This window comes from Paraburkholderia azotifigens (assembly GCF_007995085.1).
GTDB classification, from domain to species: Bacteria; Pseudomonadota; Gammaproteobacteria; order Burkholderiales; family Burkholderiaceae; genus Paraburkholderia; species Paraburkholderia azotifigens.
Genome location: NZ_VOQS01000003.1, coordinates 156,884 through 181,571 on the forward strand (window position 1 = coordinate 156,884; position 24,688 = coordinate 181,571).

Annotated in this window: 21 protein-coding genes; 5 read left to right on the forward strand and 16 right to left on the reverse strand. The window is 61.3% G+C overall.

Annotated elements, in window-relative coordinates:
• Positions 1-111: 111 nt before the first annotated feature.
• The 3 genes from FRZ40_RS17860 to FRZ40_RS17870 form a co-directional block, all read right to left on the reverse strand.
• The gene (locus FRZ40_RS17860) at positions 112-1,287 is read right to left on the reverse strand and encodes a polysaccharide biosynthesis/export family protein (RefSeq protein ID WP_147235022.1); all 1,176 of its coding nucleotides are present in this window, start codon (positions 1,285-1,287) and stop codon (positions 112-114) included.
• Positions 1,281-1,724, reverse strand: coding sequence for a low molecular weight protein-tyrosine-phosphatase (locus FRZ40_RS17865; RefSeq protein WP_028371386.1), 444 nt, complete (start codon positions 1,722-1,724; stop codon positions 1,281-1,283). The genes FRZ40_RS17860 and FRZ40_RS17865 overlap by 7 nt, the downstream gene beginning before the upstream one ends.
• Positions 1,725-1,789: 65 nt before the next feature.
• Positions 1,790-3,220: a UDP-glucose dehydrogenase family protein gene (locus FRZ40_RS17870; protein ID WP_147235023.1), complete on the reverse strand. Its 1,431-nt coding sequence runs from the start codon at positions 3,218-3,220 to the stop codon at positions 1,790-1,792.
• 441 nt (positions 3,221-3,661) lie between these two features.
• On the opposite strand from FRZ40_RS17870, the gene FRZ40_RS17875 reads away from it, so the two are divergent.
• Complete coding sequence (locus FRZ40_RS17875) at positions 3,662-4,765, forward strand: OpgC domain-containing protein (RefSeq protein WP_147235024.1); 1,104 nt, start codon at positions 3,662-3,664, stop codon at positions 4,763-4,765.
• 32 nt (positions 4,766-4,797) lie between these two features.
• Here FRZ40_RS17875 and FRZ40_RS17880 read toward each other — a convergent pair whose 3' ends face one another.
• On the reverse strand, positions 4,798-5,883 hold the full coding sequence (locus tag FRZ40_RS17880) for an AI-2E family transporter (protein WP_147235025.1): 1,086 nt from the start codon (positions 5,881-5,883) through the stop codon (positions 4,798-4,800).
• Between the two features lie 378 nt (positions 5,884-6,261).
• Between FRZ40_RS17880 and FRZ40_RS17885 the strand changes: the two genes are divergently transcribed.
• Positions 6,262-6,549, forward strand: a complete 288-nt coding sequence (locus FRZ40_RS17885) for a DUF3331 domain-containing protein (RefSeq protein WP_012402610.1) — start codon at positions 6,262-6,264, stop codon at positions 6,547-6,549.
• A gap of 47 nt (positions 6,550-6,596) precedes the next feature.
• Here FRZ40_RS17885 and FRZ40_RS17890 read toward each other — a convergent pair whose 3' ends face one another.
• The 5 genes from FRZ40_RS17890 to FRZ40_RS17910 all read right to left on the reverse strand — a co-directional run bounded on the left by FRZ40_RS17890 (position 6,597) and on the right by FRZ40_RS17910 (position 11,137).
• The gene (locus FRZ40_RS17890) at positions 6,597-7,532 is read right to left on the reverse strand and encodes an alpha/beta hydrolase (protein WP_147235026.1); all 936 of its coding nucleotides are present in this window, start codon (positions 7,530-7,532) and stop codon (positions 6,597-6,599) included.
• A 51-nt stretch (positions 7,533-7,583) separates the two neighbouring features.
• Positions 7,584-8,075 (reverse strand): thioesterase family protein, encoded by a 492-nt coding sequence (locus FRZ40_RS17895; protein WP_147235027.1) that lies wholly within the window; start codon positions 8,073-8,075, stop codon positions 7,584-7,586.
• Between the two features lie 87 nt (positions 8,076-8,162).
• Entirely contained in the window at positions 8,163-9,128 is a 966-nt protein-coding gene (locus FRZ40_RS17900; protein ID WP_147235028.1) for an L-carnitine dehydrogenase, read from the reverse strand.
• A gap of 41 nt (positions 9,129-9,169) precedes the next feature.
• Positions 9,170-10,099: a 3-dehydrocarnitine:acetyl-CoA trimethylamine transferase CdhC gene (gene cdhC / locus FRZ40_RS17905; protein WP_147235029.1), complete on the reverse strand. Its 930-nt coding sequence runs from the start codon at positions 10,097-10,099 to the stop codon at positions 9,170-9,172.
• Positions 10,100-10,186: 87 nt separating this feature from the next.
• Positions 10,187-11,137 carry a choline ABC transporter substrate-binding protein gene (locus FRZ40_RS17910; protein WP_147235030.1) on the reverse strand — a complete coding sequence of 317 codons (951 nt, stop codon included), beginning with the start codon at positions 11,135-11,137 and terminating at the stop codon, positions 10,187-10,189.
• A 319-nt stretch (positions 11,138-11,456) separates the two neighbouring features.
• On the opposite strand from FRZ40_RS17910, the gene FRZ40_RS17915 reads away from it, so the two are divergent.
• Positions 11,457-12,449 carry a GlxA family transcriptional regulator gene (locus FRZ40_RS17915; RefSeq protein WP_147235031.1) on the forward strand — a complete coding sequence of 331 codons (993 nt, stop codon included), beginning with the start codon at positions 11,457-11,459 and terminating at the stop codon, positions 12,447-12,449.
• 69 nt (positions 12,450-12,518) lie between these two features.
• Here FRZ40_RS17915 and FRZ40_RS17920 read toward each other — a convergent pair whose 3' ends face one another.
• The 3 genes from FRZ40_RS17920 to betC all read right to left on the reverse strand — a co-directional run bounded on the left by FRZ40_RS17920 (position 12,519) and on the right by betC (position 16,465).
• Complete coding sequence (locus FRZ40_RS17920) at positions 12,519-13,661, reverse strand: porin (protein ID WP_147235032.1); 1,143 nt, start codon at positions 13,659-13,661, stop codon at positions 12,519-12,521.
• A 246-nt stretch (positions 13,662-13,907) separates the two neighbouring features.
• Entirely contained in the window at positions 13,908-14,831 is a 924-nt protein-coding gene (locus FRZ40_RS17925) for a choline ABC transporter substrate-binding protein (RefSeq protein ID WP_231516267.1), read from the reverse strand.
• A gap of 92 nt (positions 14,832-14,923) precedes the next feature.
• Positions 14,924-16,465, reverse strand: coding sequence for a choline-sulfatase (gene betC, locus FRZ40_RS17930; RefSeq protein ID WP_147235033.1), 1,542 nt, complete (start codon positions 16,463-16,465; stop codon positions 14,924-14,926).
• Positions 16,466-16,608: 143 nt separating this feature from the next.
• On the opposite strand from betC, the gene FRZ40_RS17935 reads away from it, so the two are divergent.
• Positions 16,609-17,535, forward strand: coding sequence for a choline sulfate utilization transcriptional regulator (locus FRZ40_RS17935; protein ID WP_147235034.1), 927 nt, complete (start codon positions 16,609-16,611; stop codon positions 17,533-17,535).
• Between the two features lie 149 nt (positions 17,536-17,684).
• A complete protein-coding gene (gene purU, locus FRZ40_RS17940; RefSeq protein WP_028369258.1) occupies positions 17,685-18,563 on the forward strand; it encodes a formyltetrahydrofolate deformylase in 879 nt (292 codons plus the stop codon).
• A gap of 76 nt (positions 18,564-18,639) precedes the next feature.
• Here purU and FRZ40_RS17945 read toward each other — a convergent pair whose 3' ends face one another.
• The 4 genes from FRZ40_RS17945 to FRZ40_RS17960 all read right to left on the reverse strand — a co-directional run bounded on the left by FRZ40_RS17945 (position 18,640) and on the right by FRZ40_RS17960 (position 24,670).
• On the reverse strand, positions 18,640-20,307 hold the full coding sequence (locus FRZ40_RS17945; protein ID WP_147235035.1) for a trimethylamine N-oxide permease: 1,668 nt from the start codon (positions 20,305-20,307) through the stop codon (positions 18,640-18,642).
• A 137-nt stretch (positions 20,308-20,444) separates the two neighbouring features.
• Positions 20,445-21,308 (reverse strand): glycine betaine ABC transporter substrate-binding protein, encoded by an 864-nt coding sequence (locus FRZ40_RS17950; RefSeq protein WP_028369256.1) that lies wholly within the window; start codon positions 21,306-21,308, stop codon positions 20,445-20,447.
• An 868-nt stretch (positions 21,309-22,176) separates the two neighbouring features.
• Complete coding sequence (locus FRZ40_RS17955; protein ID WP_147235036.1) at positions 22,177-23,337, reverse strand: FAD-binding oxidoreductase; 1,161 nt, start codon at positions 23,335-23,337, stop codon at positions 22,177-22,179.
• Positions 23,338-23,389: 52 nt separating this feature from the next.
• On the reverse strand, positions 23,390-24,670 hold the full coding sequence (locus FRZ40_RS17960) for an aromatic ring-hydroxylating oxygenase subunit alpha (protein ID WP_028369254.1): 1,281 nt from the start codon (positions 24,668-24,670) through the stop codon (positions 23,390-23,392).
• Positions 24,671-24,688: the final 18 nt, after the last annotated feature.

A 24,688-nucleotide genomic window follows, 5' to 3' on the forward strand; every position in this document is an offset into this window, starting at 1 on the left:
TGCATTTTCCAGGTAAGTGGAGATAGGGACATCGACCTTGCGCTTCGATCCGTTGCGCTTCGAATAGCTCGACTTCGCTGCGACATCCCAACGTCAGCTTTCAAACGGCCTCTAGCGCGCAAGCTGCTTCAAATAAAAAAGCGTCTGCAAGGATGGCAACACTTGCTGGAGAACTCGATTGAAGGTGGTCGACGATGCAGTTCCTACATAAACCACATCCATCGGTTGGAGCTGGAATTGCGTGGACAGCATGATTGACTCAGGTTGAGTCATGTCCAGATGGAAAACTTCCGGAGTCGTCGGCTTCTCTTTCATCCCTCGCATGACATAAATCTGTCGTGGATTTGCGTCGGTATCCAGAATGCCGCCTGCTTGCGTCAATGCATCGGCAATTGACAGACGCCCCTTGTACATTGTCAGAGGAGTTGGAGTCTTCACCTCGCCCATCACGAATACCCGGCTATCAACGCGATCGGGGACGTTGATCACATCGCCAGATTGAAGTAAGACATCCTGTGTCATATCTCCCTTATCAAGCATACGATTCGCGTCTAGCAGATAGAGATGCTTTTTTCGAATGAGACGGACCCGCTGAAGATCTGCTTCCGCAGTGTTGCCTCCCGAACGTGTAATCGCATCAACCAACGTCAATGGAACGTCGCTAATCGCCAGCGGTCCAGGCGCCTTCACTTCCCCGGTGACTTGCACCTTCTGACTGCGGAACGAAAGCACGCGTACATCGACCTGTGGATTGCGGACGTATCGAACAAGGCTCGCGGTGACCTGTTCTCTGATCTGGACGACCGTCTTTCCTGCGACCGACAGGCGGCCAGCAAACGGAATAAAGATGCTCCCATCAGCCGCCACAGTCTGACCATAAGGATCGGACTGCCCGGGCAGCGGTGTCGTGTAGGGCTGCTGCAATGCGCCGGCCAGCGATTGCGTGGTGTTACCACCTGCGGAATATGTGCTTTGGCTCGGCGTGGTCAGTTCGGGGTGGTCCCAAACCGTGATTCCGAGGATATCCTGTGGTGCGACACGGTATTCATATTTGCCGACATTTGCCAGCGTGTCGGCCTTGTTGCTTTGCAGGCGATCTGCTTCCGCGCGTGTTCCGGCTTGCTCTGTGATCAGCTCAGCGTCGATCGCTTTGACAGGGTATACGTCACTCGACTGGCTGGATGAATGTGTTTCGAGACGAGACGTATCAAGATAATTGCCAGGTGCACTAGCGCAGCCCGACACGAGGACCACGACGGCCAAACTTCCAACAGATCGATTCAACATATACGGTCAATCCAACTTTCTGCCAATCGCTCGATCAAGGTCAATGTCTCGCGATATAACGATTCGGCCTTTCCATAAGGGTCGGCGATATCGATTCCTTCCCATTGGCCCAGTGCAAATACCTTTCCGCGAGAGGTGGGCTGCAGAGCTTCTACTTGGCCAACCTGATTTTTTTCAGCCACGAGCACAAGATCTGCATCATTCACCATTCCCGCCTGAAGACGCCGCGAACAATGCTCGCCAGCCGGCCATCCACGCGCGGCAAGCTCAGACTGCATGACGGGGTCCATACCCAGTCCATCGAATGCACGAATTCCGGCCGAACGGTAGACCACCCGGCTTGCCGAATTTCGTTCGTGCAGAGCCTTGAAGACCACTTCCGCGGCTGGGGATCGACAAATATTTGCGTAACAGACAATCAAAACGTTGGAAAACATGCGCTTTCTCGGAGTACCAACTCACAGTCGACTTTCGCCCATCGATGCACGAACAGGCTCTGCGCTCACTCATCCGAGTGTGCAGCCCCATCTTTTGTCTTTACTTCCGACGACGCGACATCAACGGTTCGACGTCCAATCGAGTGATAGTCGATGCCGAGTTCGGACATCGACTCCGGTTCATACAGATTGCGGCCGTCGAAAATCAACGGCGTTTTGAGCTGCGTCTTCAGATGGGCGAAGTCCGGGCTCTTGAATTCCTTCCATTCCGTGACGATGACAAGCGCATCGGCGCCTGCGAGCGTCTCGTCCTGCGTGCTCGCGAAATGCAGACGTGCCTGCTGCTCGGGCGCGTTGACCAGATCGAGCGCAAACACGCGTTTGGCTTCCGCTGTTGCGACGGGATCGTATGCATGCACCGTTGCGCCGCGCGCGAGCAGCTGCGCGATCACGCGACGGCTCGGCGCCTCGCGCATGTCGTCGGTATTCGGCTTGAACGACAGGCCCCACACCGCAAACTTGCGGCCGCTCAGATCCTCGCCCAGCGAGCCCGTGATCTTGCGCACGAGCACTTCCTTCTGCTCGTAATTGACGTCTTCGACGGCTTCGAGAATGCGCAGGTTGTGGCCCATTTCCGCACCCGTGCGGATCAGCGCCTGCACGTCCTTCGGGAAACACGAGCCGCCGTAGCCGACGCCCGCGTACAGGAAGTGGTAGCCAATGCGCGGGTCCGAACCAATGCCGCGGCGCACGGACTCGATATCCGCGCCGACGGTATCGGCCAGATTCGCCATCTCGTTCATGAACGAGATGCGTGTGGCCAGCATCGCGTTGGCCGCGTATTTCGTGAACTCGGCCGAGCGCACATCCATGTACAGCGTGCGTTCGTGGTTGCGGTTGAACGGCGCGTACAGACGGCGAATCTTTTCGCGCGCCTTGTCGCCGTCCTCGTCACTGTCCACGCCGACTACGATGCGGTCCGGGCGCATGAAGTCCTCGACGGCCGCGCCTTCCTTCAGGAACTCCGGGTTCGACACGATCGAAAAGCGGTGCTGCGCGCTGTCTTTGAGGCCGCGCTTCGCCAGTTCTTCCGCGATCACGCCGCGCACGCGCTGTGCGGTGCCGACGGGCACGGTCGACTTGTCGACGACCACCTTGAACTCGTTCATCGTACGGCCGATGTTGCGGGCCGCTTCGAGCACGTATTGGAGGTCGGCCGAACCGTCTTCATCGGGCGGCGTGCCCACCGCGATGAACTGGACTTCACCGTGCGCGACGCTTGCCGCGACGTCGGTCGAAAACGTGATGCGCCCTGCCGCGCGCGAACGCGCGATGATTTCCTGCAGGCCCGGCTTGTGAATCGGCATGCCGCCGTTGTTGAGAATGTCGATCTTGCGCGGATCGACATCCAGACAGAAGACGTCGTTGCCGACCTCGGCAAGACATGCGCCCGTGACAAGGCCTACATAACCCGTGCCGATAATGGTGATTTTCATAAGTGTCCAGCGATCCTCACATCCAAAACGACACGGCCAGAAAAGCGGCATATCAAGGCACATCGATGACGGAAAACTCTCCGCCCAAAGGAGGCGCCAAATATACGAATCCCCACCATCAATTTCCCGCCAATACCCGAACCGTTTTCGCCACCTCTTCATCTCTTTTTTCGGCACCCCTTACGCGACCTCGCCAACCACTTTCCCAACAAAAACGCAATACGGGTGAACTCTGAGAGATAATGCCGGTCAATCCGAGGTCGCACGCGTGCGCAGCCAGCAACCAGCGCAACACGGCGCGGTGCAGCTTCCGCACCAATAGCACCCACCCTTTCCGCTTCACCGAAACCGCGCTGCGCGTCGCTCGCGCACCGTCTCGGGGAGGCTTTTTCGCCGAAAAAGCAGAAAAAGCAGAAACCGCAAAAAGCCGCAAAAACCCACATGCAGATTTCAAAAAACCGTCTAATCGAGCTGGACTTCTTCCGAGGGCTGGTTCTTTTATTTATCGTCGTCGACCACATCGGCGGCAGCATCCTGTCGCGCGCCACGCTGCACGCGTACGCGCTGTGCGACGCCGCTGAAGTCTTCGTCTTTCTCGGCGGATTCGCGACGGCCACGGCCTATGCGTCGCTCGCCAACCGCCACACGGAGGCCGACGCGCGCAACCGGTTTTTCAAGCGCTCGCTGGAGTTGTACCGCGCGTTTCTGGTCACGGCCGTCCTGATGCTGCTGGTCAGCGCCGTCATGAGCGCCTTCAGCATCGATGCGCCCAACATGGCCACGACCGATCTCGACGACATGATGGACACGCCTGCCGCCGTCCTGCGCGACATCCTGTTGTTCCGTCGCCAACCCTACCTGGCGTCCGTGCTGCCCATGTACGCGTTCTTCGCGTTCGCCGTGCCCGCCATCCTGCCGCTCGCGCGCAGCAAGCCGTGGCTGCTGCTCGCGGGCAGCCTGGCCGTGTGGGGCATCGCGCCGGCGATGCTGCCGCATCTGCCCGTCGCAGAAAATGCGCAATGGGACTTCAATCCGTTCGCGTGGCAGTTGATGTTCGTGCTGGGTGTGATCGCGCAGACGCAGCCGGTCTATCAGCGCGCAAGCGCGCATCGCTACGGATGGCTGGTGACGGTGCTCGCCTGCGGTATCGTCGCGGCCGCCGCATGGTTCAAGCTGGTCGTGGAAGTGACGCCGCTCGACAGCACCCTGAAACAGAATCTGTCGTGGCTGCGTGCGGTGAATTTCCTCGCGATCGCGTGGCTCGTCGCGAACATGGTGCGCCTCGGCTGGGCCCGCACGATCGCGCAACAGCTGCCGTGGATCGGACTCGTCGGGCGCAAAGGTCTGCTGTGCTTCGTCGCCGGCACGGTGATCTCACTCGTCGTCGACTCACTGCTGTACACGGCCACCGACGGCTATCTGAACGTCCCGCTCGGCCTCGTCGCCGACGCCGTCGCAATCGGCTCGCTGTTCGCCGTCGCCAAGGTGTCCGTGCCGCTCTCGCGCGTCTTGACGCTGCGCCTGCGAGGCTCGGGCCCCGCCTGATCCTTGCGATCAGGCCATCATGAACGCCCGGCTCAGCGCTCGATCCACTCGGTCCACAACACCATCAGCACCGTCATCAGCGCCGGCCCGATGAACAGGCCGAGCAGGCCGAACGTCTCCGCGCCGCCCAGAATCCCGAACAGCACGAGCAGGAAAGGCAGCCTCGCGGAACTGCCGATCAGCACGGGCCGCACGAAATGCTCGGCGACGAACGCGACGACAAAACCGAACACGACCAGACCGATGGCGGGAATCAGCGCGCCCTGCTCGACGAAGATCCACAGCGCCGCGCCGCAGAACACGACGGGCGCGCAAAACGGCAGCATGGCCGCAACCGCCGTCACCAGACCGAGCAACGCCGCATGCGGGACGCCCGTCAGCATGTAGGCGAGCAGCAGCAGCGCACCCTCGCCGATCCCGACGACCACCAGCCCCGACACGGTGCCCCGCACGGCCGCCGCCATCCGCTCGGCCAGATGCATGCCGTCATAGCCGAACGCGCGCCGCACGCCCTTCATCAGCTCGCACGACAGCTTCGGCCCCGCCTGAAAGATCACGAACAGCGTGACGAGCATGAAGGCGAACAGCATCAGCGCGTGCGCGGCACGCGCGCCGAAATGCCGGCCGAAGGTGACGACAGCCCCGCCGTGCAGGCCCTTCATCGCGGGCGAATCGCGCAAAGGCTGGCTCAGGTTGTCCTGCCACCAGCTCACGATCTGCGTCGCGCCAAACGGCAAATGCTGCACGAACTCCGGCACGGGAATGCCGTTCTCCTGCACGCCCCGCGACCATTCGATCAGGTCATGCGCCTCGGATGCCGCCTGCGCGATGCCGATCCCGACGGGCAGCAGGAACAGCAAACCGATCGCGATGGTCAGCACCGTCGCGATCAACGTCGAGCGCCCCTTGAAGACCTTGTGCTCCTCGATCCGGTGAAACGCCGGCCATAGCGCAATCGCGATCACGCAAGCCCACGCGATGGCGGGCACGAAATCACGAATGACCCACAGCGCCAGCGCGACCATCACGGCATACAGGGTGGCCGACGCGATTCGCTGCATCTTGCGGCGATTCGGCATGTCGGCTTCGGATGGAACGTCGGGCGGGCGCTGGTTCATGTGACCTCGTGAACTGGATTCGACGCGCGTTCAGCAAGCACGCATCGCTATGATGATGCAGACGGGAGCCGTCCGCAGATACGAGCACGCGGGATGCCGCGCCCCGCCTCTCCCGCTGCCAGGCCGCCCATCTTATCGGATGCGGCGCACGCCCGGATGCCCCCGCCATCGATCCCGCCCTTTTCAGCCGTTCATACAACAGTTCGTTGCATATTTGCGTGCAATCGGTTCGACGGCCCGCAAATCCGCTTTTTACCGTTCGTGTACACGCCGGCCATCTCATTATTGCGGAATCGGGAACAGTGTTTCTACGCGGGCACAATGGCTCTCCCGCGCGCGCGGGACTAAATTCGGCACACCACAACTACGGAGCCGACCATGACGACCTTGGACTGTTTACCGTTGATCGGCGCCAACGGCTTGCGCATCGAGATTCTCGAGCACTCGGACACGACGCTGGTGATCCGCTGGGTCGAACCCGGCCGCTGCCATTATGGCGAGCAGCGCTGGCGCCGCCGCTCGGCGCATACGTCGGGCACGTGCGCCGTCTCCCGCCGCAAGATCCGTCGCGGCGATGCCGTCTTCAAGCCGGCCGAACGCCCCGCCCCCGCGAACGCGTCGGCGATGATCGCCGCCGAAGTGCTCGAACACGCGCTCGCCGCATAACCGGCGTTTCCGGCAACAATCGACATTCGACGCAACAGGTCGGGCACTCAACCGGCCGCGTGCCGGACCAGAAAGCGGCACACTTCGCGATGCATCCACTGCACGCCCGGACTCGTCGCCAGCGCGCGCCACGATCCGTGAACGAGACCCATGCCGACAGGCGCGTCGGCACGCCCGCCCGCAGCGGCGATGCGTTCGGCGAAAACGCGGGCATCGTCGCGCAATGGATCATGTTCGACGCCGATGGCGAGCGTCGGCGGCAATCCATCATAACGTGACGCTTCGAGCGGCACGGTCCACGGATAATCGGCGCGTCCGCCCCAATACAGCGCACCGTAGCGCCGCACATCAGCAAGCGTGAGCATGGGCGCATCGGCCTCGGTGTCGCGCGCGGGCAATTGCGGCTCGACGCCCAGCATCGGATAGACCAGTGCAATTCCGTCCACGCCGGACACGCCCTCGTCGCGCAAACGCAGCGCGACACTCGCGGCGAGCGTGCCGCCCGCGCTGTCGCCTGCCAGTTGCAACGAGCGCGGCAGCGGACCGAACGGCAAACGGCCATCGAGCGCAGCGCGCGTCACGGCGAGACAATCTTCGTGCGCAGCGGGCGCGGCATGTTCGGGCGCCAGCCGATAATCGACGGCCACGACGCACAGTCCCGTATCCGCGGCAATACGCGCGGTGATCAGCTCGTGACTCGCGAGCGATCCGACGGCGAAACCTCCGCCATGAAAATACAGCACAGTGCCCGACGCGCTCGCGCGGTCGCTCGGCGGATACAGCCGCAACATGAACGAATGCCCGCCCGTGGGCGACGCGAACAACGCGTCCTGACTCGTCACGCCATCGGGCAACGGCGTCGTAAATGCGGCCGCCAGGCGCTCGTACATCGCGCGCTGTTCGGCGAGTGTCGATGCAGCGCGATCGGCGGGATAAAGGCTCTTCGTGCGTTCGACGAATGCGACGATCTCGGGTTCGAGCATGGCGCGCTCCATTTATCTGTCGTTCTATTGTGCACGCGAATGCGCGCGCACTTATTTGCGCGTCTGGCCCGGCAATCCGATCACACGTCCGGCATACATTGCGGCAGGCAGCGCCGCCTGAGCACCGACCAGCGCATGCACGCGCGCCTCGACATCGGCGTCGAATGCGGCGGAGCGCGGCCCGCTCGTATCGACATGCAGCAGCATCTGTTCGCCCGCCGCGACGGGCTCGTCGCCATCGCCGGCGAACATTTCGAGGTATAGATGCATGCGCTTCGCGTCGTGCGCCAGCACGCGCATCTCGACGCGCACCTTCGTACCTTCCTTGATTTCGTGCAGATAATTGATGTGCGCTTCGAGCGTATAGATCGAGCGGCCGCGTGCCTTGCGCACCGCATCGTCGAGTCCGATCTGATCGATCAGCGCATCGGTGGCGAAGCTGAAGATCAACATATAGAACGCGTCGCGCAGATGGCCGTTGTAGTCGACCCACTCGGCGCGCACGACGTCGTGATACGCAGGCAATTCCGCGTGTCGCGGCATGGCGAATGTCTCCGTCGCTTTGAATTGAATTCTGGCGTGCGCGGAACATCTTTATCGACGCCCCGCACGCGCAGATGATACGCGACCTTATTCGTCGGCCCGCAAGCCATGACGTGCTTTCGTTTCCGCTATCGCGGACAGCACGTTCGTGATGCACTCGTCGCGGTAGCGTTCGAGTTGCTTGATCGAACGCGGCCCGACCTGCCCGGCCGTTCCGTCCACCACGCGATCGATCAGCTGATCCGTCAGCTTCGGCGCGACGAGCTTCGTCCACGGCAGTTCGAGCGCGGGCCCGAACTGCTGCATGAAGTGGCGCATGCCCGCGTCGCCGCCGGCGAGCGTGTACGTGAGGAACGTCCCCATGAACGACCAGCGGATGCCCGCACCGAAGCGGATCGCATCGTCGATCTCGCCCGTCGTCGCGACGCCTTCATCGACGAGATGCAGCGCTTCGCGCCACAACGCTTCGAGCAGACGGTCGGCGATAAAGCCGGGCACTTCCTTGCGCACATGCAGCGGCCGCATGCCGAGCGTGCGATAGATGTGCATCGCGGCGTCCAGCGTCGACGGCGCGGTCCGCTCGCCGCCCACCACTTCGACAAGAGGCAGCAGATACACAGGGTTGAACGGATGCCCGACGACGCAGCGCTCGGGATGCAACGCACGTGCATAGAAATCTGTCGGCAGCAGGCCTGAAGTCGATGAAGCAATGATCGCATCGGGCTTCGCTGCACGGCTGATCTGATCGTGCAGCGCGAGCTTCAGTTCTTCGCGCTCGGGCGCACTTTCCTGAATGAAGTCCGCTTGCGCAACGCACGCCTCGATCGTCTTCACGAAACGCAAGCGCTCCTGCGATGCGCCCTCGGCAAGTCCCACGCGTTCGAGCGCGGGCCACGCATTGGCGACATTGTCGCGCAACTGCTTCTCTGCGCCGGGCGCAGGATCCCACGCGATCACGTCGAGCCCGTGCGCGAGCGCGCGCGCCACCCAGCCGCTGCCGATCACGCCTACGCCAATTGCCGCAAATGTCTTGATGCCGGTAATCACTGCCATTGCCGATGATCCTCTGGAATTGTTCAAAGCCGCTCGATGAGTCACGCAAACTGCTCGGCTGCACGCTTCTCGAGCAGCCGTTCGCCGCGCGCGGGCAGACCGAGTTTCTTACGGCCTTCGGCAGGCGTCAGCGCGCGGCCGCCGAGCCGCTCGATGATCTCGACGGCACGCGTGACCAGCGATCCATTGCTCGCAGGCACGCCCCGGTCGAGCCAGATGTTGTCTTCGAGACCGACGCGCACATGACCGCCGAGCAGCATCGCCTGCGCGACCATCGGCATCTGCATGCGGCCGATGCCGAAGCCTGCCCAGTGTGCGCCGGCGGGCATGTTGTCGACCATGGCTTTCATCGTCGCCGTATCGGCGGGTGCGCCCCAGGGAATGCCGAGGCAAATCTGAAATAGAGGAGGCGCATCGAGCAGTCCTTCTTTGAGCAACTGTTTGGCGAACCACAGATGCCCCGTGTCGAAAATCTCCAGCTCCGGCTTGACGCCGAGCTCCTGAATCCGCTTTGCGCCTGCGCGCAATTGCGCGGGCGTCGACACATAGATGTAGTCGCCGTCGCCGAAATTGAGCGTGCCGCAATCGAGCGTGCAAATCTCCGGCAGCAGCTCTTCGACGTGCGCGAGCCGCGTCAAGCCGCCGACCAGATCGGTATTCGCGCCGAAGCGCATCGGATCTTCACCTGGGCCGATCTCCAGATCGCCGCCCATCCCTGCCGTCAGATTGATGATGACGTCGGTATCGGCGGAGCGAATGCGGTCGACGACTTCGCGATACAGATTCGGATCGCGGCTGCCACGGCCCGTCTTCGGATCGCGCACATGGCAATGCGCGACGGTCGCGCCGGCTTTCGCGGCTTCGATCGCTGCATCGGCGATCTGCTTCGGCGTGACGGGAATGGCGGGATGCTTGCCGACGGTGTCCCCTGCACCCGTGACAGCGCAGGTCACGATCACTTCATGGTTCATGCGTGCAATTCCTCGTGCAATGTCTGATAACAGTTGGATCCGAAGAGCCGCAATCAAAAAGTACTCTTCGTATTCGAATGCCTGACTTCAAAGACCAAGATACGCCTTCACTGCGGGCAATCCATCCTTGCCGTCATACGTCTTAACGCCCGCGAGCCATTCGTCGAGTACTTGCGGGTTCTTTTTCAAATAGGCCTTGGCGGCTTCGGCGGGTTTCTCCTTGTTCATCACCGACTGCATCACCACGTTCTCGAGCTGCGTCGTAAAGCGCAGATTGCTCACGAGCTTTCCGGCATTCGGGCAACGCGCCAGAAAGTCTGGCGACGTCAGCGTATAGACGCGCGCCTCGCCGTCGTTCGGACCGAATACGCCTTCGCTTCCGCTCAGGTACTTCATGTCGATCTGAATGTTCATCGGATGCGGCTGCCAGCCGAGAAAGACAACCCATTTCTTCTCGCGCACCGCACGTTCCACCGTCACGAGCATGCCCGCTTCGCTCGATTCGATCAGCTTGAATCCGCCGAGTCCGAACTGATTCGTCGCGATCATCTTCTGGATGGCGGCATTCGCGCTGCTGCCCGGCTCGATTCCATAGATCTTCCCGTCGAGTTCCGCGCGATGCTTCGCGATATCGGAAAAGGTCTTCAGGCCCGCGTCGTATTCATAGCTCGGCACGGCAAAGGTCGCTTTCGCGCCCGTCAGATTGGGCGGCTGCAACACGTTGATCGATTTCGCATCGACGAACGGCGCAATCGCCTTTTCCTGCACGGGCCACCAGTAGCCGAGCGACACATCCAGCTGCTTGCTCTTCAATCCGGCAAACGAAATCGGCACGGACGCCACCGTCGTCACGGGCTGATAACCCAAGCCTTCGAATACCGTCGACGCGAGCGCCGTCGTCGACGTGATGTCGGTCCAGCCGATATCCGCGAAATGCACGGCGCGGCAACTCGGCGGATCCTGCGCGAGCGCAGGCAACGACACCGCCGCCAGAAGGCCGGCGAGACATGCGGAAACAGCCTGATTGATCCACTTCATGACGATCCCCTTCGAACAGCTCGTAGTGTTCTTGAACGCCCGCAAGACGGGCGGCGAGTGAGACGACCTGACAACGACGCGATGTGCATTAAAGGTACAAATCCATATTCCGGCAAAATCGACCGGTAGCGACCCGTTCTTGCTTGCGCGCGACCATGAGGGAAAACCAGCATGCAACGCCATGGCAATGCGTGTCGCGCGATTTGTGCGCCGCGCCATGCGCAACGCTTATTTTTGGCGGCTTGCATGCATTGCACGGAGCTTGCTACGCTCGCCGGATTCGACGAATCCGGTCAACTTCACTCCCGACAAACGAGCGATGCCCGAAGACATTTCGTTCCTGCTGCTGCCGGGCTTTTCGGCCCTCGGCTTCATGTCGGCCATCGAGCCTTTGCGCGTCGCGAACCGCTTTCGCGAGGATCTGTACCGCTGGCACATACTGAGTGTGGACGGCGCGCCCGTCGCCGCGAGCAATGGTATTTCGCTGAACGCCGAAGCGGCATTCGGCGATGTTCATCACGCGCAAACGGTCTTCGTCGTGGCGGGCTTCGAACCGCTCGCGTGCTATAGCCGGGCGCTCGGCGACTGGCTCAAGCGTCTGGATCGCGCACACGCGACTCTCGGCGGCATCGATACGGGCGCGTTCATTCTGGCGGAAGCGGGACTGGTACGCGCGACGGACAGCGTGACCTTGCATTGGGAAGCGCTCTCTGCATTTCGTGAGCATTTCCCTTCTTTGCAGGCCAGCGAAGAACTGTTCGAACTCGGCGATCGGCGCATTACGTGCGCGGGCGGAACAGCATCGATCGACATGATGCTCGACCTGATTTCGCGCAATCACGGCGCGGCACTCGCTTCGTCTATTTCAGAGCAATTTGTCGTGAGCCGCATCCGGCAGCGTTCCGATCATCAGCGCATGGAAATCGCCGCGCGTTACGGCGTGCATAACCGCAAGCTGATTCAGGTGATCGGCGTGATGGAACAGAACATGGAAGAGCCGCTTGCGCCAGCCGATCTGGCGCAAGAGATAGGCGTCACGCGCAGACAGCTCGAACGATTGTTCTGCTCATCCTTGAAAGACACGCCGACGCATTTTTATCTGCAATTGCGGCTCGATCGTGCGCGCGAGCTTTTGCGGCAAACGGACATGTCGATTACAGCAATCTGCGTCGCCTGTGGATTCGAGTCGCCATCGCATTTCTCGCGGACGTATCGCGCGCGCTTCGGCATGAGTCCGCGCAGCGACCGCAGCCCGCTGCATCATGGTGCCGGCGGCAGAGCGCATTCGACCCGGGAGGCGGCTGCCCCCTAAGCGGCATGGCTTTTGGTCTGCCTTACCCCTTGCAGGCAAGGCAGACCGGCAAAAGTACTTAAAATCAGATCAGAACGAATGCCGCATGCCGATGCGCACATCTGCTTGCGTCGTCGTGGTGGACGGCGTGAAGCTATAACCGATCACCGCATCCACGCCGCTCGACGCCTTCAGATAGTCGCCTGAGATATAGACATCCGTCCGCTTGGAGAGCAGGTAATGCGCGCCGAGCGAGCCCTGATTCCAGTGGTGCCCTTCGAAGTTCGTGTACTGGTAGCCGCCGATCACGCTGAACGCCGGCGTCACCTGCCAGCTCGCGCCGCCTTCGCCGACCTTCATATGCGACGTGACGCCGAGGCCTTTGATCGTCGTATAGGTAAAGTTGCCCATCAACGTCACATCGCCGATTGCGTAGCTCGTGCCGATGCCGAACGTGCCCTGCTTGTCGACGGGGAATGGATTGCTCGAGAACAGATCGGTTCTCGCACCCGTCGCCGGATCGACGGTAACGGTCTGCTGGCCGAGGAACGTGTGCACGCCGAGCATCGCATACGGGTCGAATGCGTAGATGCCGTGCGGGTTGTTCAATTGCGTATAAGCCGTACCGACCGTGAACGGCCCGTTCGCATAGTGCGCGCCGACGCTCCACGCGCTGTCCTGGTGGAAGTCGCCCGCGACATTGCCGAACGAATACATGCCGCCGAACATGAAGCCTGCAAATTCATTCGACAGGAATTTCACCGAATTGGGCAGACGGTCGCCATTGAAGCGGTCGAAGTCGCCCTGGTGAATCGCATAGCCGCTCGCCCATGCCGAGATGTTGTACAGGTACACCATCTCTTCCGTCATATCGAGCTGATTGCCGAACGACAGCGTGCCCCACTGGTTCTTCAGTCCCACATATGCCTGACGTCCGAACAGCGCGCTGCCGAAGCCAAGCTGTCCATTGCCGAGGTGAAAGCCGCTTTCGAGCACGAACAACGCCTGCAATCCGCCGCCGAGATCTTCCGTGCCTTTGACGCCGAAGCGGTTGCCGTATGAAATGCCGTCGTCGAACTTCACGACATGTGATCCGCCCGTGTTATTGACCCAGGTAATGCCAGCGTCGACGATCCCATACAGCGTGACGCTGCTTTGCGCATGACTCGCGCTCGAAACTCCGGCGAGCGCGAGCGCTACGCCTGTCAGTGCTGCGGCATTCAGCTTTTTCATTGTATCGTTCTCTCTTGCCTGGCTATGAGGAGATAGGAATGCGATGCGCACTCCGCGGCGTGTGCGACTCGCACCACGATGAAGGCACAGTACAAATCCATTTTTCGGTCGACTCGACCAGACACGACACACATTGGTCTGATAACGACACGTCCGGAAAATGAAATGCGCGTGTCACAATAGATAGAAAAGCGCGCGGCCTTTTTTTAGCACCGCGCGCCTTTTTTGAAGTACGGGCAATGACGCTTAATGAATACCGAGTTGCGCCTGAACAGCCTGCAATCCATCCGCCCCGCTCGTCGTCGTCACGCCCTTGAGCCAGGTATTTAACAATGCGGGATTGCCCTTTAGCGCATTCAGCGCCGCCGTATTGATATCGACCTTGTTCTGCAGCACGTTGGCAATGATCTGGTTTTCCATGTCGACATTGAACGTGATCTGCTGGAACAGCTTCGCGAGATTCGTGCACTGTCCGGCAAAGCCCGGACGTGTGACCGTATTCACTGTTGCGCCGCCGTAGTTCGGGCCGAAATACGCGTCGCCGCCCGACAGATAGGTCAAGTGGAATTTCGTATTCATCAAATGCGGCTCCCACGCGAGGAACACGATCCATTGCTTGTCCCGCACGGCCCGTTCCACTTGTGTCAGCATGCCCGTTTCGCTCGACTCAACCACTTTCCAGTCGCCGAGCCCGAATGCCTTGTCGGCAATCATCTTCTTGATGTTCTGATTGGCGGGTGCGCCCGGCTCGATACCATAGATCTTGCCGTTGAACTGATCCGCATGTTTGACGAGATCGGCAAACGAATGCACGCCGGCCGCCGCCACGTAGTCGGGTACGGCAAGCGTGAATTTCGCATTGGTCAGATTCGCGTGCAGCACGTCGATCGAGTGCTCGTCGACGAACGGCTTGACGAGCGGGCCTTGCGCGGGCATCCAGTTGCCGAGAAACACGTCGATTTGCCCTTTTTTCAGGCCCTGATACGTGATCGGCACCGACAGGTTCGACACGTTCTGCTGATAGCCGAGCGCTTTCAGCAGAACGCCCGTCACCGCATTCGTCGCGTCGATGTCGGTCCAGCCCGGGTCGGCCATGCGCACCTGCGTGCAGCTTTGCGGCTCGGCGGCATGTGCCGATCCCATGAAGGCCGTGCCGAATGCAGAAAGCATCAACGCAGCCTTAACAAGCGAACTTCTCCAGCGTGTGTTCATCGTGGGCTCCCGTATCGAGGTTGTCTTCGTTGCCTGTCCGTCAAAGCGTGTCAGCGAGCGACGACGCGCGGATAACGCGCCATCGCTTCGAGCGTGTCGAGTTCGATGTGATTACGCATATAGCGCTGGCTCGCATCGGTGAATGGCTGCCAGTCCCATGAGCGGATCGCGCCTTGCGTCGTCGCTTCGAAGTGAAAGCGGCGGCGGCGCTGACTCGCGAGCACTGCTTGATGCAGTGCGGGAATATCCCAGCGCTGCGCGATTTCCTTGCGAAACGCTTCGACCGGCGCGGCGGCCGACGGCTCCTGCGCAAGATTGACGCGCTCCTGCGGATCCTCCGCGAGATCGTAAAGCTGATCGGGATCGACGGGCGTATGAATGAACTTGTACTTGCCGCGGCGGATCATGATCATCGGTGCAATCGCGCCTTCGGCGAAGTATTCGACGATCGCTTCGTCGTGGCCGCCGTCGTTGTGCAGATGCGGAACGAGGCTGCGTCCATCGACGGTATCGGGCCATTCCGTACGGCGCGCGCCCGTTGCCATTTCGACGAGGGTCGGCAGCAGATCGACATGCGATACCGACGCCGCCACCCGGCGCGCATTGAATCGCTTCGGCGCGTGCACGATCAGCGGCACGCGCACGCCGCCTTCGAAGCACGTCATCTTGTACCAGAGCCCGCGTTCGCCGAGCATTTCGCCGTGGTCCGACGTGACGATGACGATCGTATCGTCGGCGAGCCCCGTTGCCTTGAGCGTGTCGAGAATCGCGCCGAATTGCGCATCCACGTAGGAAAGCGCGCCGTAGTAAGCGTGCCGCGCATCGCGGATCTGCTGTTCCGTTGGCGGCGTGAGATCCGCTTCGTAGACATCGCGCAAACGCTTCGAATGCGGATCGCTTTGCTCGCGCGTGAGCGCGACGCGCGGCATGTCGATCTCTTCATCGCGATACAGATCCCAGTACTGCTGCGGTATCGCGTAAGGATCGTGCGGATGCGTCAGCGACGCGACCATGCAAAACGGCCGCACGTCGCCGCCCGACGCGCGTTCGCGCACGATGTCGTAGAGCTTCTGGCGCGTCGTGTACGTGACTTCGTCGTCGAAATCGAGCTGGTTCGTACGCACGCACGGTCCCGCTTCGAGCACCGAGCTCATGTTGTGGTACCAGCTGGGCCGCACGTCGGGGCGCTCCCAGTCCGGCACCCAGCCGAAATCGGCGGGATAGATATCGGTTGTCAAACGTTCCTCGAATCCGTGCAACTGATCCGGGCCGCAGAAATGCATCTTGCCGGAAAGGACCGTCCGATAACCCGCCGCGCGCAGATAGTGCGCGAAGGTCAGCGTTTGCGCGGGCAATTCGGCGGCGTTATCGTAAGCACCGATTGCAGCGGGCAGTTTGCCCGCCATCATCGAAAAGCGGGCCGGCGCGCATAGCGGGCTCGCACAGTACGCGGAATCGAATACGACGCCTTCTTTCGCGAGCGCATCGATGCGCGGCGTCAGCGAGACCTGATTGCCATATGCACGCAACGCGAACGGCGTCATCTGATCGGCCATCAGGATAAGGATATTCTGCTTTGTATTAAGGCTCATGGGCGGGGCGGATTAGAATCGTACGGTTAGCTTCGAAGCGCGATGCTCGCAGCCGTGCAGCGAGCCGCGCATTCACTTCACTATTGCCGCTCATTAAACCGTTGTGAAGGCGGCGTGCGCTTATCGGCCCATAAGGGGATGTTATGCCGGGACCAGACCGTCTTCCGCCGATGCAGGCTTTATCGGCCTTCGAATCGGCCGCGCGCCTCGCGAGCTTCACGGCCGCCGCGCGCGAACTCGGCTCGACGCAGCCCGCCGTGAGCCAGCGCATCGTGCAGCTGGAAGAGGATCTCGGTGCGCCCCTGTTCGAGCGCGGCCATCGCGGCGTGACGCTCACGCCCGAAGGCGTGCTGCTGTATGAAGCCGTGCGCAGCGGCCTCGATACGATTCGCGAGGCCACTTCCGACATCCGCGCGCGACGCGCCACGGGCGCCTTGACGATCCTCACCGACGCCGGTTTCGCCACGTACTGGCTGATGCCGCGTCTCGCGCGGCTCAAGGCATCGATGCCCGGCGTCAACGTGAAGATCATCACGTCGCAACTCGGCTACGATCCGCACCGCGATCATGCCGACATCGCGATCGCCTTCGGCGATGGCCACTGGCCGCCTTGCACGTCCACGCGTCTGTTCGCCGAAGCCGTCACGCCCGTCTGTTCGCCCGCCTTCCAGAGGCTGCACCCGCCCGTGCATGCAGCCGCCGATCTCGCCGCGCTGCCGCTGCTGCACGTTCAACCTACCCAGCCCGAACGCTGGCTCGCGTGGAATAGCTGGTTCTCCGCCTACGGTCTCGCCGCGCCCGAAGAAAGCCAGGGCATGATGTTCAACAGCTATTCGCTCGTCGTACAGGCCGCGCTGATGGGCCAGGGCGTCGCGCTCGGCTGGACGCCGCTGACTGACGAGCTCGTCGCCTCGGGCCAGCTGGTGCGCCTGCTCGACACGCCCGTGACGACCGAGCGCGGCTATTACCTCGTCTGCCCGCCCGCGCGCCCCGCGCCCGCCGCGGTGCCGCTGTTCCGGCGCTGGCTTTTCAACGAACTCGTGGACGCGGGCGAGCACGCGCACGCCTGACGTTCCGATACCACGAGCACGGCGCATCGGTTCTATGCGCGCGCAAATTGGGCTGATTTACTTCATCATCCCGCTTGCCGCGCCGCGCTGCGCTGCACGATCACTGGTTCGGCCTTGCGGGAATCCCATATCGAAGACAGAGGATCCGCATGTCCGCCACCGATCGCTCCCAGCAGTTCGCGCTGACCCTTTCCTGCCCGAGCGCCGCCGGCCAGGTCGCCGCCGTCGTCGGCTTTCTCGATCGGCACCACTGCTATATCGACGAACTGACCGTGTTCGACGACGACATCAGCGAGCGCTTTTTCGTGCGCTGCGTATTTCACGGCGTGGCGAACGCGCCCGAAGCGGCGCTGCATATCGACACGCTGCGTCACGAATTTCGCCCCATTGCCGCCGACTTCGACATGATGTGGGCGATGCACGATCTCAACACGCGGCCGAAAGTGCTGATCATGGTGTCGAAGCTCGAGCACTGCCTGGCGGACTTGCTGTTCCGCTGGCGCATGGGCGAGCTGAAGATGGACATCGTCGGCATTGCATCGAATCACTCCGACTTCGAGCCGCTTGCCGCACAGCATGGTCTGCCGTTCCACCACTTTCCGTTGACGCCCGAGACGAAGGCGCAACAGGAAGCGCAAATTCTCGATCTGTTCGAGACGAGCGGCGCGGAACTGATGATCCTCGCGCGCTACATGCAGATTTTGTCCGACGAAACGAGCCGCAAACTGGCGGGCCGCGCGATCAACATCCATCATTCGTTCCTGCCCGGCTTCAAGGGCGCGCGGCCTTATCACCAGGCCCATGCGCGCGGCGTCAAGCTGATCGGCGCAACGGCGCACTTCGTCACCGACGATCTCGACGAAGGCCCGATCATCGAACAGGAAGTGCAACGCGTCGATCATTCGTATGGTCCGGAGCGCATGCTCGCCGTGGGCCGCGACGTCGAATGCATCACGTTGGCGCGTGCGGTGAAGGCATTCGTCGAGCGCCGCGTGTTCATCAATGGCGATCGAACGGTCTTGCTCTAACGTGCTCTGAAAGCACGAGCCGCCGCACTGCATCGCAGACGCGGCGGCCACCCGTCACGCAGGATTCAGGCGACGCTCAAAGAAAGGGCTTCGCCAGATGATGCGAGAACCACACCACGAAAACGGCTAGCAGCAACGCGCCGTACGGCAGCCAGCCACGCAAGCCAGCGGGCCGCGCGCCGCCCTTCCATTCCATGTCCTGCTGCATGCGCGCCGGAAAGCGCCCGCGATCCTGCACGTAATGGCGGAACATGAACACAGGCACGATCAGCAGCATCGCAATCAGACCGTTGCGCATGGTCCCCATGCCTTGCATGTCCGCGCCCGCGCCGATGAACGCGAGATCCAGATAGCCGCACAGCGCCCCCGCCGCGAGCAGCCACGCGGGACAACGGAACGGACGGTCGGCATCCGCGCGATCCAGCCGATGAATCCAGCCCGATTGCAGATTCAGGAACACGAAGATCATGTAGCAGACGTTCGAGATCGACAGCACCGTCATGTAGTCCGACATCAGCAGCAGGATCAGGTTGAAGCCGAGATCGGTCCACATCGCGCGCGTCGGCGAACCATGTTCGTTGACGTGCGACAGGTACTTCGGCAGCCAGCCGTCCACGGATGCCTGGTACAGCGTGCGCGACGAGCCCATCATCGACGTCATCACGATCAGCAGGATGGTGAGCATCAGCATCACGACCACCACGTCGAACACAATCGCTCCGCCGCCCACCATGTGCGCCATCGCGGCCGCTACGCCCGTGCCGTCGGCGATTTTCGGATCGAGCATGCCCTTCGTCCCCAGTACCCCCTGGAACGCGAGCGGAACGAGCGTCATCACGAGCAGACATGCCATGCCCGACCAGAAGATCGCCTTGACTGTGTCGCTGCGCGGGTTGCGGAATTCGCGCGTGTAGCAGACGGCCGTCTCGAAGCCATAGGCGGCCCAGCCGGCCATGAACATCGCGCCGAACGCCATGGTGATGCTTGCGCCGTTCCATGAGCCGAACGCCGATGCCGTCACGTTGCCTTGCGCGTCGTGTCCGAGCGGCAGCAGCGGCCACAGATGCGCAGCGGGTACATCGCCCGTCACAAACGGCACGATGCCGACGATCAGCAGCGGCGCAAGCGATGCAATGCCCAGAATGCGCTGCGTTTTAGCGGCTTTCGATGCACCGCTATGCTGAAGCTTGAACGTGATCAGCAGAAAGATCGCCGCGATGACGAACGTCGCGTTGACGCGCAGCGACAGCCCCTGCTTGATGAAGCCGAGGTCGAGCAGCGTCAGGCGCCATGTGTTGATGGCGGCATCGGGCGCGTACAGACTGGAGAGCGCGTAATTGGCGGCGAGGCCCGTGCCCAACGCGAGCATGGGTGACCATGCAAGCCAGTTGCACCACACGGAGACGGGTGCGATTGTCTTGCTGTAGCGGACCCAGGCCATCGCGCCATAAACGGAAGCGCCGCCCGACTTGTGCGGGAAAAGCCCTGAAATTTCAGCGTAGGTTGCGCTTTGAATGAGGCCCATCAGGATCGCGGCGACCCAGATGGCCCATGCGGGTTGACCGATCGTCGCCGATACGCCGCCGATCGTAAACAGCACACCCCCAGGCACGCCGCTCGTCACCCAGAATGCATCTTTCCACGTGAGGCCGCGTTGCAGCGAGTGGCCTTCGTGCGCGGGGCTTTCGCCTGCACCCGTGCTCGATCCTTCGATACTGCGCGAGCGCAGTCTTGCCTGATCCATCCAGAGTCTCCTTTTTTAGAAAGAGCCTGCGCGCTGGCTGGAACACAAATAACCGGTGACGCTGCGATGCCGACGCGCGCGCAGCGCATCGGCATTGCCAAAAGAAACGCTCGTCAGAACGCGTTAGAGAAGGACGGTCATTGTGCTCCGCCTACCCAGCTGTTCACGCGGTCGCCGTGTGCGGCGATCCACGATCCGGCTGCGTCGGCAGGCTTGGCGCCGTTCTCCGTCGCCAGCATCACGCTGTCGATTTCGCCCGGCTTCCATTGAAATTTCTTCAGAAACGCGACCACTTGCGGAGCCTTCGTATCGAGGCCCGGATTGACGACGCTATCCACGTGCTCGGATTCGCCGAACACCTTCTTCGGGTCTTCGAGGAACTTCAGCTTCCACTTCGCAAACATCCAGTGCGGCACCCATCCCGTGACGATCACAGGTTTATTGGCATTCATCGAGCGTGCAAGTTCCGCGGTCATTGCACTGCCCGAACTCGGCATCAGTTGATAGTCGAGGTTATAGGCCTTGATGGCTTCGCTCGTTTTCTTCATGACGCCTGCGCCGGCGTCGATACCGACGATACGGCCCGCGAAGTCGGCTTTGTGTGCCTGCAGATCGCTGATGCTTTTCTCCGGCACGTCAGCGGGGACGATCAGGCCGATCTTGGCATCCGTGTAGTTGGCGCCCAGGTCTTGCACCTTGCCCTTGAACTGATCCCAGTACGCGCCGTGCGTGACGGGGAGCCACGCCGACAGCGTTGCATCGAGATCGCCGCGCGCGACGCCCTGCCACATGATGCCTGCCGCGACGGGCACGAGTTGCACCGGATAGCCGAGACGTTTCTCGATGATCTGAGCGGCGACGTTGGAGGTGGCGACGCTGTCGTCCCAACCTTCGACGTAACCGATCTTGATGGTGGGTTTGGTGTCAGCGGCTGCCGTTCCGATCGCCGTCATGGTTGCGATCAGTGCGCCGCATAACATCAGCTTTTTCAGGTGCTTCATCGTCGATCTCCTTTGGCCCCGCATGTGCGGTGTGGTTTTAGAATCGCTAAACAGAAAGTGCTTGGTGGTCGGGTTTGCGACGGTTTTTTGTCTGTATGCGACCTGGCTTTTTGTCGTCTGCTTTTGTCTGCGACGCAGTCGCCATTCTTCGCTTCTTGCTGCGCTGGCATCCGCGTTTTCGTATCAGTACTTCATGCGTCGCCCCTGTGCGGGGCGGCACCTACTTTTCTTTGCAGCGGCAAAGAAAAGTAGGCAAAAGAAAGCCGCTCACACCGCCAGTTCTTGTGTTTGCCTGCGGGCCCCCGACGGGTCCCGCACTCCAAACGGCAACGCACTTTTCCACGCATGTTGCCAGCGCCTTCAACCGGCGCATCACCCACTCCAATCTCTCGTATCACAGCCAGCGGCAGCGAATCTTCCGCGCCGCCCAGGTGGCAAACGGTGTGTAGCTTGTCGCACCGTACGCGTTGGCGCTCCTACGACACCGATCCGCTTTTCAGTCCGGAGTGGTGTACTTCCGTCGCGACAGCCTACACACCGTTTGCCACCTGGGCGGCCGTGGACTTCCTGGTAACACAGCCCATGACGCGGGAATATGAAGCGGGTGACGCGTACAGCTAGCACGCTGGCAACGCGCGTGAAATGGCGCGATGCCGCGTGGAGTGCGGGACCCGTTGGGGGCCCGCAGGCAAACACAAGAACTGACGGTGTGAGCGGCTTTCTTTTGCCTACTTTTCTTTGCCGCTGCAAAGAAAAGTAGGTGCCGCCCCGCACAGGGGCGACGCTTGAAGTACCGATACAAAATCGCAGACGCCAGCGCTAAAAACCAAAAACCCAAAATCGCGACTAGCGTCGCAGACAAAAAAAATCACTTATCCACTACAAGATCGCTCAACGGCTTGCTGCAACACAACAACACCATCCCCTGATCGATCTCACGCTGCCTGATCCCGCCGTTATGCTTCATATCCACTTGCCCGGACACAAGCTTGACCTTACATGTGCCACACATGCCCTGAGTACACGAAGCAGGCAACCGAACCCCGGCCTGACGGGCCGCATCGAGCACATGCTGCGTAGAGCCACATTCAATCGACCGGTTACTCCGCGTAAAGCTGACCGCAAAAGTCTGCGTACCATTCACGCCGTCGGCAGAATCACCGCGATGCTCGGCTTCGAGCACCTGTTCCGCGACCAGCGGTTCGGCCTCAATCAAAGTCTCAAACGAGAAACTCTCCTCGTGATACTGCTTGCGATCGAAGCCCGCTTCATCGAGCAGATCACGCACGGCTTTCATGTACGGTGCGGGACCACACGTAAAGATCTCCCGCTCCATGAAATCAGGCGCAATCAGCTTGAGCAGAGGCAGCGTCAAGAACCCGGTAATCCCCGGCCAGCTAGTCCGGGAACCCACCCGTTCGCAAACGAAAGAAGTTCTGAAATTCGCCTGATTCGAAGCGATCAGATCGAGTTCCCGAGAAAAGATGATGTCGTCCGGCGTACGCGCGCTATGCACGAACATGATGTCGCGGTCTTCGCTCAATTCATGATGTGCACGGCTCATCGACATCAGCGGCGTGATGCCCGAACCCGCCGACAAAAACAGATACTTGCGCGCCGGATGCCGTGCGCAGGTGAATTCGCCCGCCGGGCCCAGCACGCGTATGCGCGCGCCCGCCTGCAGGTTATCGTGCAGCCAGTTCGACACCTTGCCGCCCGGCACACGCTTCACCGTGATCGAAATGGTGTGCGGGCGCGTCGGCGACGACGAAATCGTGTAACAGCGATTGATCGTCTCGCCCTCGATTTCGAGTTCGAGCGTAATGAACTGGCCCGGCTCGAACACGAACGCACGGCCCTCCGGCGAGCGGAAGAAAAAGCTCTTCACGTCGTGCGTTTCCTGACGAACCTGGCAGCAGACGAGCGTTTCCTCCACATCGCTCGTCCAGCGCGCCGGCAACGCGCTCCAGAATTCGGGCTTCGTCACGCGGCTTTCGACAGGTTCGAAGGTTGCTCCATCGCGCATCATTGCTTGCTCCACTTGCCTTCAGGCATCCGGTTGCTGTTGTCTGAAGGACGGTTCAAACGGCCTTGATGTTGAACGTGCGCGGCTCCGAAGCCGAGCTGTCGATATGCGCAGCGAGACGCCGCACGTACCAGTCGCTGAACTTCTCGACGAGCCCTTCCGTGAACGGCGAATACGGACCCGGCTCGTAAGCGCTGCTGCTTGCACCGCGCTGCGAGAACTCGACGAGCGCGCGGTCCTGGTCGTTGGTCGCATTCCACACGGCCGTCAGATTGGCCACGTCGTAATCGACGCCCTCTTGCGCATCCTTGTGCACGAGCCACTTCGTGCGCACCAGCGTTTCGCCCGCCGACAGCGGAATCACCGAGAACGTCACGATGTGATCGCTCATGAAGTGATGCCACGAATTGGGCTGCGTCCAGAACGACAAGCCGCCCAGGTCCGCCTGCCCGAATTCGCCAAGCAGCTTCTTCGACGCGACCTTCGCGTCGAGCGTCTGCGATTCGCCGCTGCGATCGAGCGGCAGACGCTGCGTGCGGAAACCCGTCACGTCCGACAGCCGATCGATCTCGACGGACGGCAGATTCATCTCTTCCCACTGCTTCGCGCGTTCGATGCAGGTGCGCTCGAACGCATCCATGCCTTCGGCGTTGGCAGGCGAGCGCTGATAGCCGAAGCCGTATTCGTAGAGAGAAATGGTCAGCTCGGGATGGTTCGCGACGCAGTGGTAGCACTCGCGGTTGTTCTCCATCGTGAGCTTCCAGTTGCCCTTTTCGATGATGTCGATCTGCGCGGCGATCTTGCAGTTGGGCAGATCGTGCGGCAGCAGATACGGCTCCATCGCGGCGCGCATCACGGCGAAATCGACGGGCGGCGTTTCGGCGAGGCACACGAAGATCAGGCCCGCGAGATTCTCGACGTGCACGCTCTTCAGGCTGTGCTTGCAGCGGTCGAACTGCTCGCCCATGTGCTCGGCGAACATCAGGTCGCCCGACAGGTTGTACGTCCAGCTGTGATAAGGGCACACGATATTGCCGACGGTGCCCTTGTCCTCGTTGCACAGCCGCGCGCCGCGATGGCGGCACACGTTGTGAAATGCGCGCACCTGCATGTCGTCGTCGCGCACGATCAGGATCGAGTCGTTGCCCAGCTCGACGGTCACGTAATCGCCGGGCTCGGGAACGTCGGGTTCGACGGCGACCTGAATCCAGTGGTGACGGAAAATCGCATCCATATCGAGCTTGAAGATTTCATCGCTGAGATAGAACGGCGCTTCGAGGCTGTAACCGTTCTTGCGCCGATCAACGAGCGCCTGAATGTCTGCCGATACTTTCATGTGTGCTCCGGGTTTGCG